Raw genomic sequence first — 15,485 nt, forward strand, 5'->3', positions numbered from 1 at the left:
CAGACTGGTTGTTTAGCGCACAAACTGGTTGAGCTGGATGATGGGCATCAACACCGCCATCACGATGATGCCGACAATGATGCCCATGCCGACGATCAGCAGCGGCTCCAGGATGGTGGCCAGGCGCATCGCGCGGCGCTTCACATCACCGGCCAGCTGGTTGGCCACGCGCTGCAGCATTTGCGGCAGCTCGCCGGTCTGCTCGCCCAGGCGGGCAAACATCGACAGCAGCGCGGGGAAGCGCTTTTTCTGCGCCAAGGCCGAGGCGAGCGGCGCGCCCTCGCGCACCTGGTCCAGCGCATCGATGGCGTCCTGGCGCATCGCTTGGTTGGAGACGGTCTGCGCAGCGGCCTGCAGCGCCTTCAAGATGGGCACGCCGGCATTGCTGAGCATGGCCAGGGTCGAGGCAAAACGGGCGGCATTGTAGTTGCGCGAGAGCTTGCCGACGACCGGCAGCTGCAGCCAGCCGGCATCAAAGCGCTGGCGAAAGGCGGGCTGGCGCAGCGACAGGCGCAGCAGCACGGTGCCGAAAATGGCCAAGCCCGCGCCCAGCCACCACCAGTGGCGGATCAGGTCGCTAAAGCCCAGCATGATGCGGGTGAGCAGCGGCAGCGCATGCTTGGTACCCGAGAACACCTCGGCCACCTGGGGCACCACATAGCTCATCAGCACCATCACCACGACAAAGGCAAAGCAGGTGACGATGGCCGGGTAGAGCGAGGCACCAATGAGGCTGTTCTTGAGCTGGTCGCGCTCTTCCAAATCATCGGCAAGCCGCGAGAGCACCTGGTCGAGGTGGCCGCTGTGCTCGCCCGCATCGATCACGGCGCGGTAGATCTGCGAAAAATCACGGGGGTAGAGGGCCAGCGACTTGGCAAAGGTGGAGCCGCCATTGACTTCGGCGCGCAGGCTGGCGACCAGCTGGCGCTGGGGCTCGCTGTCGATCTCTTCCATCAGCGCGGTCAGCGCGCGCTCGAGCGGCAGTCCCGAGCTGATGAGGCCGGCGAGCTGGCGCGTCCAGACCGCCAGGCTCGTGGCATTGAAGACCGCGCGCCGGCTGCGCACGGTGCTGGCGCCGTTGTCGTCGACATCGCCCAGCGGCTCGACCGCCAAGGGCACCATGGCCTGGGCACGCAGCAGGCTGCGCGCGGCCTTGGCGCTGTCGGCTTCGATCATGCCCTTGCGGGTCTGGCCCTGGGCGTCTAGAACTTCGTACGAAAAAGCGGGCATGGGGCAGGTGGATAAAACAAGGTGGCTCCATGGCCACCCCGGGCTATTGTGCCTGATCCCCATGGCATGCAGATGGCAGCGGCCCGATCAGGCAGCGGCTGCGGCGGGCATCTGCACAGGGCCATCGAGCGCATCGGCGCGCTGGGCAGCGGGGCGCTGCAGCAGCGGCAGCGCGTAGTCCTGGAATTCGGGCAGGCTGGGCAGGGTGCCTTCGTGCATGCTCCAGCCGATATAGCTGGCCAGGTACAGGTCGGCGGCCGTGAAGTGGTCGCCGCAGGCATAGCGCTTGCCGCTCACCGCCAGCTGCAGGCTGCGCAGCACATCGTCAAAACGGCCATAGCCGGCCGACAGTGCCTGGCGTTCGGTCTGGTTCTTCAGCCAGCCTTCGGCCTTGGCGGTGGACACCGCCTCGACCGGCCCAGCCACCAGGAACAGCCAGCGGTAGTAGCTGCCGCGCTCGGGGCTGCTCAGCGCCGGTGCCAGCTTTTTCTCGGGGTAAAGATCGGCCAGGTAGGCCAGGATCGCGCCGGTCTCGCTCACCACCGTGTCGCCATGCTGCAGTGCCGGTACCTTGCCCATGGGGTTGAGCGCCAGGTAGTCGGGAGACTTCATCGTGCCGCCAAACTCCAGCCGCACCGGTTCGTAGACGGCATCGCACTCTTCGAGCATCCAGCGCACCATGCGGGCGCGGGACTGGGGGTGGTAGAAAAAGCGCAGCGGGGCGTTGTGGGGGGTCATGTCTTGGTCCTTCGGGTGACTGGCAAAATCGCCATGCCCCTAGGTTAGGCAGGGAGGCTGACAGAAACTGTCAGCAGCTGACATGGCGCCGCAGGTTCTTAGGACCAGCCGTCCAGCGTATAGCCGGTCTCTGCCAACCACTGCTGGATGAGGCTGTGGCGGCTTTGCGGATAGCGCTCCTGCAGCTCCTGCATGGCATGCACCCGGTCGGCGCGAAAGTGGCGAAAGCCCTGGCGCAGCTCGCACCAGGCCGACACGACGCGGCTGCGGTCGAAATAGGCCATCGCAAAGGGCCAGACCAGGCGCTCGGTCAGGCGGCCGTGCTGGTCCTCATAGTGCAGCACCACCTTGTGCTCGGCGCGGATCGCGCGACGCAGTCCGGTCTGCCAGGTCTCGGGTGGGGGGCTGGGCTGCATGTTGGGGACCATCAGGCCGCTGGTGTCGACGGCTATGCGCAGCTCCAGCGGCAAGGCGCTGCGGATGCGGTCCATCGCAGCGCTGGCGGCACTGGCCAACTGCGGGTCGGCCTGCAGGCTGGCCCAGCGCGCGCCAAGCAGCAGGGCTTCGAGCTCATCGGCATTGAACATCAAGGGCGGCAGCAAAAAGCCAGGCCGCATCTCAAAGCCAATGCCTGGATCGCCCTCGATGGCCGCGCCTTGCTCGCGCAGGCTGGCGATATCGCGGTAGAGGGTGCGCAGGCTCACCTCCAGGGTCTGGGCCAGCGCCGGGCCGGTTTGGGGCTGGCGGGCGCGGCGCAGCAGATCGAGCAGGCGGAGCAGGCGGGCGGGGCGGGACATCGCGCAAGCATAGCCGGTCTGCCAGGCCTGCAACCGGCTCAGCTGGGCGCTTTTTGCCCGATCTCGAAATTGGCCTGGATCTCCAGCGCGCGCACCAGGCCAGAGTGGTCCCAGCCCGCGCCGCCATGGGCCACGCAGCTGTTGAACAGCTGCTGCGCCTGGGCGGTGTTGGGCAGCGCCACGCCCAGCTGGCGCGCGCTGGTCAGCGCCAGGTTCAGGTCCTTTTGGTGCAGCGCGATGCGAAAACCGGGATCAAACGTGCGATGGATCATGCGCTCGGCGTGCACCTCCAGAATCTTGGACGAGGCAAAGCCGCCCAGCAGCGCCTGGCGCACCCGCGCTGGGTCGGCACCGGCGCGCGATGCAAACAGCAGGGCCTCGGCCACCGCCTCGATATTCAAGGCGACGATGATCTGGTTGGCCACCTTGGCGGTCTGGCCGTCGCCATGGCCTCCTACCAGGGTGATGTTCTTGCCCAGCGTCTCGAACAGCGGCTTGACCCGCTCAAAGGCCGCCTCAGGCCCGCCCACCATGATGGACAGCGTCGCATTCTTGGCACCCACTTCGCCGCCCGATACCGGCGCATCCAGGTACTGCGCGCCCAGCGCGCTGATGCGTTTGGCAAAGTCCTTGGTAGCGACCGGCGAGATCGACGACATATCGACCACGATCTTGCCGCTGCTGCCCTTGAGGCCGGCGGCCAGGCCATCGGGGGCAAACAGCACCTGCTCGACGTCGGAGGTGTCGGGCACCATCACAAAGACGATATCGGCCCGCTCGGCCACGCCGCGCACCGATGTGCATTGGGTGGCGCTGCTCTCTGCGATGGGGGCCGGCACCTTGCCGCGCGTGTTGATGAACAGCTGGTGGCCGGCGGCAATCAGGTGGCTGCACATGGGCGCGCCCATGATGCCCAGGCCGATAAAGCCCAGTTTGAGTGGCGTTGCATGCATGCAGAAATCTCCTTGGTTTTTATGGAAAAGGGTGTGGGTCTCGGGCTGCGATCACGCGGTAGCCGTCGCGCGCTTTTGGCCCGCCACGGTCTGCAGCCAGTGCAGGCCCGCCTCGGTGCCCTGCGCGGGCTTATATTCGCTGCCCACCCAGCCGCTGTAGCCGATGCGGTCCAGGTGCGCGAATAGGAAGGGGTAGTGGATCTCGCCCGTGCCCGGCTCGTGGCGGCCCGGGTTGTCGGCCAGCTGCACATGGCCGATGCGCGCCAGGTGCTTGTGCAAGGTGGCGGCCAGCTCGCCTTCCGTGCGCTGGGCATGGTAGATGTCGTACTGCACAAAGGCATTGGCGGCGCCCACCTCATCCAGAATGGCCAGCGCCTGGTCGGTGCGGTTCAGGTAGAAGCCGGGAATATCAAAGGTATTGATGGGCTCTACCAGCAGGCGCAGCTTGGCCAACTTCAGCGCCGCTGCGGCAAAGCGCAGGTTGTCCACCAGGGTGCGGCGCAGGGTGGCAGCATCCACATCGGCGGGCGCTTTGCCGGCCAGGCAGTTGAGCTGGGGCACGCCCAGTGCATGCGCATAGGTGACGGCCTGGGCAACGCCGGCGCGGAACTCGTCCACCCGCCGGGGATCGCAGGCAATGCCGCGCTCGCCGGCCTCCCAGTCGCCCGCAGGCAGGTTGTGCAACACAATCTGCAGGCCCGTGGCATCGAGCCGCTGCTGGATTTCTTCAACGGTATGGGCGTAGGGAAACAGAAACTCCACGGCCTCAAAACCGGCCTGGGCGGCGCGCTCAAAGCGGTCGAGAAACGGTACTTCGGTAAACAGCATGCTGAGGTTGGCAGCAAAACGGGGCATGGCAAAACTCCGGTTAAAAAACGAGGGGTGCATCAATCCAGCAGTGCAAGGGCGCTGGGCGCATCGGCCTTGCCGCTGGCCAGGTCTTCGAACTCGATGACGTTGTCGATCTCGGTGCCCATCGCGATATTGGTCACGCGCTCCAAGATGCATTCGATGACCACCGGCGTGCGGTGCTCGGCCATCCAGGCCTCGGCCTGCTGCATCGCCGGGGCAAAGTCTTCGGGGCGGTGCACGCGGATGGCCTTGCAGCCCAGGCCTTCGACAACCTTCACATGGTCCACGCCATAGCCGCGTGCGGCCTCGTCGGGCTCCATGTTGATGTTGTCAAAGGCCAGCTGCACACAGTAGTCGATGCTGAAGGCGCGCTGCGCCTGGCGGATCAGGCCCAGGTAGCTGTTGTTGACCAGCACATGGATATAGGGCAGCTTGAACTGCGCGCCCACGGCCAGCTCTTCGATCATGAACTGGAAGTCATAGTCGCCCGACAGCGCGACGATCTTGCGCTGCGGATCGGCGACGCGCACGCCCAGCGCGGCCGGTGTCGTCCAGCCCAAGGGGCCGGCCTGGCCGCAGTTGATCCAGTTGCGCGGCTTGTAGACATGCAGAAACTGCGCCCCGGCAATCTGCGACAGGCCGATGGTGGAGACATAGGTGGTGTCGCGGTCTACGGTCTGGTTCATGCACTGGTAGACGCGCTGGGGCTTCATCGGCACGTTGTCGAAGTGGGTCTTGCGCAGGTAGTCGATGCTGTTCTTGCGGCCCTGGCAGTCTGCTACCCAGGCGCTGCGGTCACGCAGCTTGCCAGCGGCCTTCCAGTCCTTGGCCACGGCGACGAACTGCTGCAGCGCGGCCTTGGCATCCGAGACGATGCCGAAATCGGGCGCAAACACGCGGCCGATCTGCGTAGGCTCGATATCGACATGGATGAATTGGCGGCCCCGGGTGTAGACATCGACCGAGCCGGTATGGCGGTTGGCCCAGCGGTTGCCGATGCCCAGCACAAAATCCGAGGCCAGCATGCTGGCGTTGCCATAGCGGTGGCTGGTCTGCAGGCCGCACATGCCGGCCATCAAGGGGTGGTCATCGGGGATGCTGCCCCAGCCCATCAAGGTGGGAATCACCGGCAGATCAAGGGTCTCGGCCAGCTCCACCAGCAAGTCCGCCGCATCGGCGTTGATGACGCCGCCGCCGCTGACGATCAAGGGGCGCTCGGCGGCATTGAGCATGGCGATGGCCTTTTCGGCCTGCTTGCGCGTGGCGGCAGGTTTGTAGACCGGCAGGGGCTCATAGGTGTCGATGTCGAACTCGATCTCGGCCAGCTGCACATCGATGGGCAGGTCGATCAGCACGGGGCCGGGGCGGCCCGAGCGCATCAGATGGAAGGCCTGTTGGAAGGCGCCGGGCACCTGGGCGGGTTCGAGCACGGTGGCGGCCCACTTGGTCACGGTCTTGGCGATGGAGGCAATGTCCACGGCCTGGAAGTCCTCCTTGTGCAGCCGGGCGCGCGGCGCCTGGCCGGTGATGCAAAGAATCGGGATCGAATCGGCGCTGGCCGAGTACAGGCCGGTGATCATGTCGGTGCCGGCCGGCCCGCTGGTGCCGATGCAGACCCCGATATTGCCCGCCACGGCGCGGGTATAACCCTCGGCCATGTGGCTGGCGCCTTCGACATGGCGGGCCAGGATATGGCCGATGCCGCCATGCGCCTTCATCGCCGCGTACAGCGGGTTGATGGCAGCACCGGGAACGCCGAATGCGACGCTCACACCTTCTTTTTCCAGCACGCGGACTGCGGCTTCGATCGCTTTCATTTTGGCCATGGGGTCTCCTTTACAGTTGGGATCGACTGTAGGGAAGCCGGGCGTTTGCCGGAAGGCGCAGGCGGACCATAAAATTTATTCCACCCAGGAATGGACGGCACGGCGCAGCATGCCGCATCATCGGGCGCAGAGGCGCTGCGAACCTGTTCCAAGAAGCGCCCACCATGTGACGTGCGGCATGCCAGGCCGCAGCAATCCCAGGAGACACAACCATGGACCGACTCGATGCCATGCACATGTTTGTGCGCGTGGTGGAAACGGGCAGCTTTACCAAGGTGGCGCAGGAGTTTTCCTCGACCCAGCCCACGGTGACCAAGCAGGTGGCAGCGATGGAGGCGCGGCTCAAAGTGCGCCTGCTCAACCGCAATACGCGGGGCGTGAGCCTGACCGAGGCGGGCGCGCTGTACTACGAAAAATGCAAGCGCATCGTGAGCGACGTGGCCGATGCCGACAATGTGGTGCAGGTGCGGCAAACGCAGGTGCAGGGGCAGCTGCGCATTGGCAGCTCGGTGGCGTTTGGGCGGCGCGTGCTGATTCCGCTGGCGATGGAGTTCATGCAACATAACCCGCAGGTGCAGGTGGACCTGAGCTTTGAAGACCGCTACACCGACCTGGTGGCCCAGGGCATTGATGTGGCGCTGCGCCTGGGCAAGCTGGCCGATTCATCGCTGGGCGCGCGCATGCTGGGCGTCAATCCCTGGGTGCTGGTGGCCTCGCCAGCCTACCTGCGCAAGCAGGGCACGCCGCGCCGGCCATCAGACCTGAAAGAGCATTCGGCGCTGATCTACAGCAGCGTGCAGGGCAATGATGTCTGGCGCCTGCGCAATGCCAGTGGCGAGTCCGTCTCCGTGCCGGTCACGGGGCGGCTGCGCTCCAACAACCTCTCGGCCTTGCTGGCCGCTGCGCGCTCGCACATGGGCGTGGCCGCGCTGCCGCGCTATGTGGCGCATGAGTCGCTGAAGGCGGGCCGCGTGGTCGAGGTACTCAAGACCTGCCGCCTGCCCGAGCAGGAGATCCACGCCGTCTACCCCTCGCCGCGCCTGGTGCCGCAAAAGGTGCAGTCCTTTATCGCGTTCTTGCAGGGCAGCTTTGATGCCGCCTGGTGGGAGAACCTGGCCCAGGGCGGCTAGGCGCCGAGGGTCTGGCAAGCCTGGCAGCCCGCATCACAGGATCAGAATGGCGCGGAAATCGTTGACGTTGGTGTGCGTGGGCCCGGTCACCACCAGGTCGCCCAGCGCCTCGAAAAAGCCATAGGCATCGTTGCGGTCCAGGTGGTCGCAGAGGCGCAGCTGCAGCGCAGCGGCGCGCTGCAGCGTATCGGGTGCCAGGCGCGCGCCGGCATTGTCCTCCACACCATCGATGCCATCGGTATCGGCCGCCAGCGCCCAGACACCGCCCTGGCCTTGCAGCGCCAGCGCCAGGCCCATGCAGAACTCGCCAGCGCGCCCGCCACGCCCCTTGGCAGCACCGGGCTGGCGCGGGCGAATGGTGACGGTGGTCTCGCCCCCGGAGAGGATGACGCAGGGTTTGGCAAAGGGGCTGCCATGGCGGGCCACGGCGCGTGCCAGCGCCGCATGCATCTTGCCGATCTCACGCGATTCGCCCTCGATCTCGTCGGACAGCACATGGGCGGTGATACCGGCGGCGACTGCGGCATCGGCCGCCGCATCCAGCGATTGCTGGGGCGTGGCGATCAGGTGCACTTCATGGCCGGCAAAGCGCGGATCGCCGGGCTTGGGGGTTTCCAGCGAGCCATCCTCCAGCGCAGCGCGCAGGCGCTCGGGCAGCGCGATCTGGTAGCGGTTCAGAATCGCCAGTGCCTCGGCGCAGGTCGAGGCATCGGGCACCGTGGGGCCGCTGGCGATGACCGAGGGGTCGTCGCCGGGCACATCGCTGATGGTCAGGGTCACCAGCTTGGCGGGGTAGCAGGCAGCGGCCAGGCGCCCGCCCTTGATGCGCGAGAGGTGCTTGCGCACGCAGTTCATCTCGCCAATGGCGGCGCCGCTCTCCAGCAGGGCCTGGTTGATGCGCTGCTTGTCCTGCAGGTCCATGCCGTCGGCTGGCAGGGTCAGCAGGGCCGAGCCGCCGCCCGAGATCAGGCAGAGCACCAGGTCATCGGCAGTCAGGCCCTGGGTCAGCGCCAGCATGCGTTCGGCGGCAGCCAGGCCGGCGGCATCGGGTACGGGGTGGGCGGCTTCGACCACCTCCAGGCGCTGGGCCAGCCCAGGCGGGCGCGGCGGAATATGCCCATAGCGGGTAACGACCAGGCCCGACAGCGGCGCGTCCTGGGGCCACAGGGCCTCGAGCGCCTGGGCCATCGAGCCACCGGCCTTGCCGGCGCCCAGCACCACGGTACGGCCTTTGGGCGGCGGGGGCAGGTACTGCGCCATGCTGTGCAGGGGCTGGGCGCGCTGTACTGCGCGCTGGGACAGGTCCAGAAGAAACTGCTGGGGATTGCGCCGGGGATCGGCCAGCGCTGGTGGTGGGGTGTGGCTCATGCGGTAGGTCTCCGCTGGCCATTATGAAAGCAGCGCTGCAGGCGTGGGTGGAATAGACGTTATTCCTGGCCACGGCTGTACAACTGGGCGATCTAGCCCGGTGGTGTGCGGTTGCCCCAGTCGGTGTAGAACACGCCCGCCGCATCCTTGCGGATATAGACATAGGCCGGGCCGGCATGGGTGTCGCCATGGGCGTGGGCCTTGTCGGGAATGCGCCAGTAGTAGACGGTGCCATCCAACTCGGCAAACTGGCCGACGTACTGCAGATCCTCGGCACGCACCGGGTCGGCGCTGGCGAGCGACTGGCCCAGCTCCATGCGCACATAGCGGGGCACGGAGCGCTCCTGGGCCTCCGTCAGGCCCGTGCTGCCCAGCCAGGGAGCGCTTTCCTGCACCTCGGCCTCGTTCTGCAATTGCTCCTGCTTGGTACGGTATTCGCGGCGGAACTCGGGCGTTTGCATATGCGCGGCCAAGGCCGGGTCTTCGCTGCGGGCGCTGGGCTGGGGCTGCGCGGCTGCGGCAGGCGGGGCCACGGCCGGCGTGGCCTCCTGGGCCTGGGGCGTGGGAGCTGGGGGATCGTCGGGGGGCTGCTGCATGCAGCCAGCCAGCAAGCTGCAGGCCGTCAGCGCTGCTGGCAGGGTGGTTCTATAGGAGACTGACATGGCGCAAGCATAGCCTGGGTGGGACGGGATCGGCGTCGCTTTTGCTGAAAAAAGGGTGCTGATCCCGCAGTAATGGCCGTGGTTAGGCTGCGTAGCCGGCCCGCAGGGCCTGCGCCGCAATATCGAGCGAGCGCAGACGCAGATCGCCATCATAGATATCGCAAACCAGCATCAGCTCATCGGCGCCGGTGTGCTGGGCCAGCACCTTGAGGCGCTGCTGCACACGCTCGGGGCCGCCGATGGAGGCCACCGCCAAAAAGCCTTCGATCGCCTGGCGCTCGGCCATGTTCAGGCCCTCCATAAAGCCTTCGACCGGTGGCGGCAGCATGCCGCGCTTGCCCGTCACAATGCCCAGCACGCGCTGGTAGGTGCTGCTGGCGAGGAACTCGGCCTCGCTGTCGGTAGGCGCTGCAATCACTGGCGCGCCGACGATCACATAGGGCTTGTCCAGCGTGGCCGAGGGCTTGAACAGATCGCGGTACAGCTGCACCGCCTGCTGCAGCATGCGCGGCGCAAAGTGCGAGGCAAAGGCATAGGGCAGGCCCAGGTGCGCGGCCAGCTGGGCCGAGAACAGGCTCGATCCCAGCAACCACAGCGGCACATTGGTGCCAGCGCCCGGCGTGGCCACCAGCTTTTGCCCGGGTTGGGCGGGGCCCAGCAGGCGCTGCAGCTCCATCACATCGCGGGGAAAGTCTTCTTCGGTCTCGACCCGGTCACGGCGCAGTGCCCGCATCGTCATGCCATCGGTGCCGGGCGCGCGGCCCAGGCCCAGGTCGATACGGCCCGGGTAGAGCTCGGCCAAGGTGCCAAAGGCCTCGGCCACCACCAAGGGTGCATGGTTGGGCAGCATGATGCCGCCCGAGCCCACACGGATGTGCTGGGTGGCGCCCGCCACATGGCCAATCAGCACGGCCGTGGACGAGCTGGCAATGCCCGGCATATTGTGGTGTTCGGCCATCCAGTAGCGCGTAAAGCCGAGCGACTCGACATGCTGCGCCGTGCGCACGGCCAGTTGCAAAGCCTGGGCAACGGTGCCGCCTTCGCGCACAGCCACCAGGTCCAACATCGAAAGCGCGGGGGGTGTTTTTGTCTCAGTCATGCGGACATTCTTGCCTAGGCAAATATCCTTTGCTGACTGTGGTTATGGGTCAAATGTGGAGGCCGGAGCCTGGTTTTTGGCAGACCGCCGCCGTGCGCAAGGCGCTTGAATTCAGCGCTGCCGAATCGCTCGCGCGCAGCTGATGCCCACCAGAATTCCCCAGAGCAGCACCAGCAGCGCCGTCGCCAGGTAGCGCTCGCCTTGCTGCATCGCAAACCAGGAGATCACCAGCGCCATCAGGCCGGCGATGCGCATCAACCGGCGCAGCTGCGCGGTGGACATGCGCGGCTGAAAATGGCGCAGCGCTGCCAGGCTGGCGATGGCCAGCACGGTGAGCCAGAGAAACAACATGCCGCCGTAGGGCGCGACGAGGGTATTGAGCGATTCCAACATGGGGCGATTGTGTCAAATCGCCAATACCCGTTGGCGCGGGCGGCGCCGCCAGGGTATTGGGGGATTCGTTGTCAATCGCGCGTGACGCGCACAACTTCTTCTGCGCTGGTGATGCCTTCGCGCACCAGGCGCTCGCCGTCCTCGCGCATCAGGTGCATGCCGGCGGCCATCGCCTGGTTGCGGATTTCGGTCTCCGGCGCCTGGGCGTGGATCTGGGCGCGGATGGCCTCGTCCACCACCAGCAGCTCGAAGATGCCGGTGCGGCCCCGGTAGCCGCTCGGGTCGCTGTCGTCGATGCGGCGCACCAGGCGCTGGGCCAGCACGCCCAGCAGCGACGAGGACAGCAGGAAGGGCTCGACGCCCATGTCGGTCAGGCGGGTGATGGCGCTGGTCGCATCGTTGGTGTGCAGGGTGGCGAGCACCAAGTGACCGGTGAGCGAGGCCTGGATGGCGATCTGCGCGGTCTCGAAGTCGCGGATTTCACCAATCATGATGATGTCCGGATCCTGGCGCAGGATGGCGCGCAAGGCCTTGGCAAAGGTCAGGTCGATCTTGGGGTTGACCTGGGTCTGGCCGATGCCCGACAGCTCATATTCGATCGGGTCTTCCACCGTCATGATGTTGCCCTGGCTGGCATCGAGCCCGCTCAGTGCCGCATACAAGGTGGTGGTCTTGCCCGAGCCGGTGGGGCCGGTCACCAGCACAATGCCGTGCGGCTGGGCCACCAGTTTTTCAAAGCGCCGCAGGGTCTCGCCCTGCATGCCGACCGAGCCCAGGCTGAGCTTGGATTCGCTCTTGTCGAGCAGACGCAGCACGGCGCGCTCGCCATGGGCGCTGGGCAGGGTGGAGACGCGCACATCGATGGCGCGGGTGCCCAGGCGCAGGCTGATGCGGCCGTCCTGGGGCAGGCGTTTTTCCGAGATGTCCAGATCGGCCATGATCTTGAGGCGCGAGATCAGCGCCGCATGCAAGGCGCGGTGGGGTTGCACCACTTCGCGCAGCGAGCCATCGATGCGAAAGCGCACGCTGGAATGGCGCTCATAGGGCTCGATGTGGATGTCCGAGGCACCGTCGCGCGCCGCCTGGGTGAGCAGGGCGTTGAGCATGCGGATGATGGGCGCGTCGCCGGCCGACTCGAGCAAGTCCTCGACGGCGGGGATGTCCTGCATCATGCGCGAGAGGTCGGTGCCTTCTTCCACCTCGCTGATCACGGTGGCGGCATTCGATTCGCTGTGCGAGTAGGCGGCACTGATGCGCTGGGCCAGCTCGGCATCGCCCAGCTGGGCCAGGTGCTGCACGGGGTACTTGCGCAGCACCTCGGACAGCGCCGAGCCCTGGGGCTGGGCGCCGTGCCACAGCAGGTGCTGGCCGGCATCTTCTTCGAGCAGCAGCTGGCTGCTGCGCGCAAAGGCATAGGGCAGGGGGTGGCGCATGGCTTCGGGTCTCTGTGGGCGCTATCAGGGCTCGAAGCGCATGCCTTGCGGCGTCACGGTCAGGGGGCGCGATTCGATCACCGGCGTCTCGGACGCGCCCAGCGGCAGGCCGGAGGTCTGCTGGGCCAGCGGCGTGATGATCGACGACTCATTGATCGGCACGCGCGTGCTTTGCTCGGGCTGGGCGGCAATCTGCGCGCCGCGCATCAGCTCGTAGCGGTCCATGCTCACCTGCTGGGTGGCGGCGGCATCGCGCATCACCACGGGGCGCAGGAAGACCATCAGGTTGGTCTTCTTGCGCGAGCGGGTGTCGCTGCGGAACAGCGCGCCAATGCCGGGGATATCGCCCAGGTAAGGCACCTTCTGCACCGAACCGGAGTACTGGTCCTGCAGCAGGCCGCCAATGACGATGACCGAGCCATCGTCCACCAGCACGGTCGATTCGATCGAGCGCTTGTTGGTGGTGGGGCCGTTGGCATTGGTGGTCGTGCCGGCGAGCACGTCAGACGTCTCCTGGTAGATCGTCAGCTTGACGGTGCCATTGGCATTGATCTGCGGGCGCACGCGCAGGGTCAGGCCCACGTCCTTGCGCTCCACCGTGGTGAAGGGGTTGACGGTGCTGCTTCCGGTGCTGTTGGCGTAGGAGCCGGTGACAAAGGGCACATTCTGGCCGACCAGGATCTGCGCTTCCTGGTTGTCCAGGGTCAGCAGGTTGGGGGTGGCCAGCACATTGCCGTCGGCGTTGGACTGCAGCAGGTTGGCCAGCGCGCCCAGCACATATTCGCCGTTGTGCTTGAAGGCGATGCCGGCGTTCATGCCGGCGCTGGGCAGGGTGCTGTAGGTGTTGTTGGCAATGCCGGCGGCCAGGTTGAACAGGTTGGCACCGCCCACGGTGAAGTTGTTGCCGATGACGCCGACGACATTGTTGCCCTGGCCCAGCAGGCTTTGCCACTGCACGCCAAACTGCGCGGCCTTCTCGGCGCTGACTTCGACGATCAGGCTCTCGACCAGCACCTGGGCGCGGCGGCTGTCGAGCTGGTCGATGACCGAGCGGATCTGGCGGTACAGCGGCTCGGGCGCCGTGATGATCAGCGAGTTGGTGGCCGTGTCGGCCTGGATGATGCCGCCGGTGGCGCTGCCGCTCTCCCCCGAGGTGCCCAGCGAGGTGCCGGTGCCCAGGCGCGCGCCCGAGCCCAGGCCGCCCGCACTGCTGCTGCTGGCACTGTTGCCCAGGGTGCCGCTGGTGCTGCCGCTGAGCGAGGTGCTGCCGCTGCGCGTGTTTGTGCTCAGGCCCCCGCTGCTGCCGCTGCTCGACAGGTTGGTGGCGGGGCTGGCGCTGTTGCCGTCCTGGCCGGCGAGCGCCGCGCGCAAGGTGGTGGCCAGCGCGGTGGCATCGGCATTGCGCAGGTAGACCACATGGATGTTGCCCGAGGCATTGCCGCCACGGCTGGGGCTGTCGAGCTTGCCGATCAGCATCTTGGCCTGCGACAGGCGTGCCGGGTTGGCCGCGCGCAGCAAGATGCTGTTGGTGCGCGGGTCGGCCAGCACCGAGGTGCGGTAGGCATTGTCGGTCTGCGCGGCGCCGGGGGCTGCACCGGCAGTGGCGCTGCCACTGGCAGACACGGTCTGGCCGCCTTCCAGCAGGCGCTGCAGCATGGGCACGATGTCGGTGGCGACCGCGTGCTCGAGCTGCACCACTTCGACATCGCTGGCGTTGGCCACATCCATCGACGCGATGATGCGCGAGAGGCGTTGCAGGTTGTCGGCGTAGTCGGTGATGACCAGGGAGTTGTTGCCCGGGTTCACATTGATGGTGTTGTTGGGGCTGATCAGCGGACGCAGCACCGGCACCAGGTTGTTGGCGCTCTCGAAGTTGAGCTTGAAGATCTGGGTGACGATCTGGCCGCCACCGGGCACCTGGCCGCCCGCGCCGCCCTGGGTGATGCGCACCGTGCCGCCTTGCAGCTTTGCATCGGCCTCGGGCACCACCTTGTACAGGCCTGCGGCCTCGACCACGGTGTAGTTCTGCAGGCGCAGCGCTGCCAGGAACTGCTCGAACGCGGCCTGGGGCGAGACGGGCCGGTCGGTCACGAGGTTCATCGTGCCCTTGATGCGCGGATCGACCACCACGCTCTTGCCAGTGATGGTGGCCATGGTGCGCGCAATCGACTCGATGTCGGCGTTGGCGAAGTTCAGCGTCACCGGCTCGCCGGGGCGAATGCTGGCCGTGCCGGTGTTGATGGCTGTCTGCGCCAGCGCCGCGCCGTTGCCGCCCATTAGAAGGACGCTCGCTGCGATGGAGTGCAGCGCAAATCGATAAATGGGAGAGTGGTATTGCATCATATGTTCAGCCAACCGAGAGCAGCACGCGGCTTCCGCTGCGCTGCCCAATCATAGTCAATAGATTCGCAAGAGCCGCCTCGCGCCCTTCGGCAGCCCAGGCTTCTCCCTGAAAACGCAGGCGCTGGCCCACCCATTGGCCCTGGCCTTTGAGCTGGAGCGCGCCGTCCAAGGTAGACAGCTGCAAGCTGGTGCTGTCACCGCCTTGCAGTTGCAGGCGGTAGCTGCCCAGCGGCTGTATCGTGGACAGGCGCGAGGTCACCGCCATCACATCAAGATCGGCGCCGCCCTCGACCTGCAGACGCCCGGCGTTGAGTGCCAGCGACAGCTCACGGGTCTTGAGCAGCAGCTGGCCCTGGGGCTGGATGGTGTTCCAGGGCGTGCCCAGGCCCACCAGCAGCGATGCCGGCCAGCGGCTTTCATGGGCGCCCAGCTGCACCTTGGCGCCGCCCCAGTGGGGCTGGATGCGGATGGGCATGGGCGTGGCCATGCAGCAGCTGGCATTCCAGCGCATATTGAGGCCGCGCAGGCTGGGGCGCAGTGCCCAGTCCACCCGGCCGGGCAGGGCCATCTGGTCGCGGCTGGCCTGGCCGCCGGTAAACACCCACTGGGCCGAGCCGTTCCAGACCGTGCCGCGCGGCTCGCGCAGCTGCAGCTGGCCCTG

14 protein-coding genes are annotated in these 15,485 nt (G+C 66.7%); 1 reads left to right on the plus strand and 13 read right to left on the minus strand.

Annotation, left to right across the window (positions count from 1 at the left end):
• Window positions 1–12 precede the first annotated feature (12 nt).
• The 6 genes from gspF to gcl all read right to left on the minus strand — a co-directional run bounded on the left by gspF (window position 13) and on the right by gcl (window position 6,396).
• Window positions 13–1,230, minus strand: coding sequence for a type II secretion system inner membrane protein GspF (gene gspF / locus H928_RS0104930; RefSeq protein WP_021025514.1), 1,218 nt, complete (start codon window positions 1,228–1,230; stop codon window positions 13–15).
• 87 nt (window positions 1,231–1,317) lie between these two features.
• Window positions 1,318–1,968, minus strand: coding sequence for a glutathione S-transferase family protein (locus tag H928_RS0104935; RefSeq protein WP_021025515.1), 651 nt, complete (start codon window positions 1,966–1,968; stop codon window positions 1,318–1,320).
• Window positions 1,969–2,066: 98 nt separating this feature from the next.
• Window positions 2,067–2,765, minus strand: a complete 699-nt coding sequence (locus H928_RS0104940; RefSeq protein ID WP_027010566.1) for a YafY family protein — start codon at window positions 2,763–2,765, stop codon at window positions 2,067–2,069.
• 38 nt (window positions 2,766–2,803) lie between these two features.
• Window positions 2,804–3,718 carry a 2-hydroxy-3-oxopropionate reductase gene (locus tag H928_RS0104945; RefSeq protein WP_021025517.1) on the minus strand — a complete coding sequence of 305 codons (915 nt, stop codon included), beginning with the start codon at window positions 3,716–3,718 and terminating at the stop codon, window positions 2,804–2,806.
• A 51-nt stretch (window positions 3,719–3,769) separates the two neighbouring features.
• Window positions 3,770–4,573 carry a hydroxypyruvate isomerase gene (gene hyi / locus H928_RS0104950; RefSeq protein WP_027010567.1) on the minus strand — a complete coding sequence of 268 codons (804 nt, stop codon included), beginning with the start codon at window positions 4,571–4,573 and terminating at the stop codon, window positions 3,770–3,772.
• A gap of 32 nt (window positions 4,574–4,605) precedes the next feature.
• A complete protein-coding gene (gene gcl / locus H928_RS0104955) occupies window positions 4,606–6,396 on the minus strand; it encodes a glyoxylate carboligase (protein WP_021025519.1) in 1,791 nt (596 codons plus the stop codon).
• A 212-nt stretch (window positions 6,397–6,608) separates the two neighbouring features.
• Between gcl and H928_RS0104960 the strand changes: the two genes are divergently transcribed.
• On the plus strand, window positions 6,609–7,526 hold the full coding sequence (locus tag H928_RS0104960; RefSeq protein ID WP_021025520.1) for a LysR family transcriptional regulator: 918 nt from the start codon (window positions 6,609–6,611) through the stop codon (window positions 7,524–7,526).
• 33 nt (window positions 7,527–7,559) lie between these two features.
• Here the strand turns inward: H928_RS0104960 and H928_RS0104965 are convergent, their stop codons facing one another.
• The 7 genes from H928_RS0104965 to gspN form a co-directional block, all read right to left on the minus strand.
• Complete coding sequence (locus H928_RS0104965; RefSeq protein ID WP_021025521.1) at window positions 7,560–8,894, minus strand: glycerate kinase; 1,335 nt, start codon at window positions 8,892–8,894, stop codon at window positions 7,560–7,562.
• Between the two features lie 92 nt (window positions 8,895–8,986).
• Window positions 8,987–9,556, minus strand: a complete 570-nt coding sequence (locus H928_RS0104970) for a hypothetical protein (RefSeq protein ID WP_021025522.1) — start codon at window positions 9,554–9,556, stop codon at window positions 8,987–8,989.
• Between the two features lie 82 nt (window positions 9,557–9,638).
• Complete coding sequence (locus tag H928_RS0104975) at window positions 9,639–10,655, minus strand: LLM class flavin-dependent oxidoreductase (protein ID WP_021025523.1); 1,017 nt, start codon at window positions 10,653–10,655, stop codon at window positions 9,639–9,641.
• Window positions 10,656–10,766: 111 nt separating this feature from the next.
• On the minus strand, window positions 10,767–11,048 hold the full coding sequence (locus H928_RS0104980) for a hypothetical protein (protein ID WP_021025524.1): 282 nt from the start codon (window positions 11,046–11,048) through the stop codon (window positions 10,767–10,769).
• A 71-nt stretch (window positions 11,049–11,119) separates the two neighbouring features.
• Window positions 11,120–12,481: a GspE/PulE family protein gene (locus H928_RS0104985; RefSeq protein WP_021025525.1), complete on the minus strand. Its 1,362-nt coding sequence runs from the start codon at window positions 12,479–12,481 to the stop codon at window positions 11,120–11,122.
• 24 nt (window positions 12,482–12,505) lie between these two features.
• Window positions 12,506–14,824, minus strand: coding sequence for a type II secretion system secretin GspD (gene gspD, locus H928_RS26190; protein ID WP_084635695.1), 2,319 nt, complete (start codon window positions 14,822–14,824; stop codon window positions 12,506–12,508).
• 4 nt (window positions 14,825–14,828) lie between these two features.
• Window positions 14,829–15,485 (minus strand): type II secretion system protein N (gene gspN, locus H928_RS0104995; RefSeq protein WP_021025527.1); only part of this gene is annotated, 657 nt, incomplete at its 5' end.

The sequence above is a fragment of the Comamonas sp. B-9 genome (genome assembly GCF_000410635.1).
Lineage (GTDB): Bacteria > Pseudomonadota > Gammaproteobacteria > Burkholderiales > Burkholderiaceae_C > Comamonas.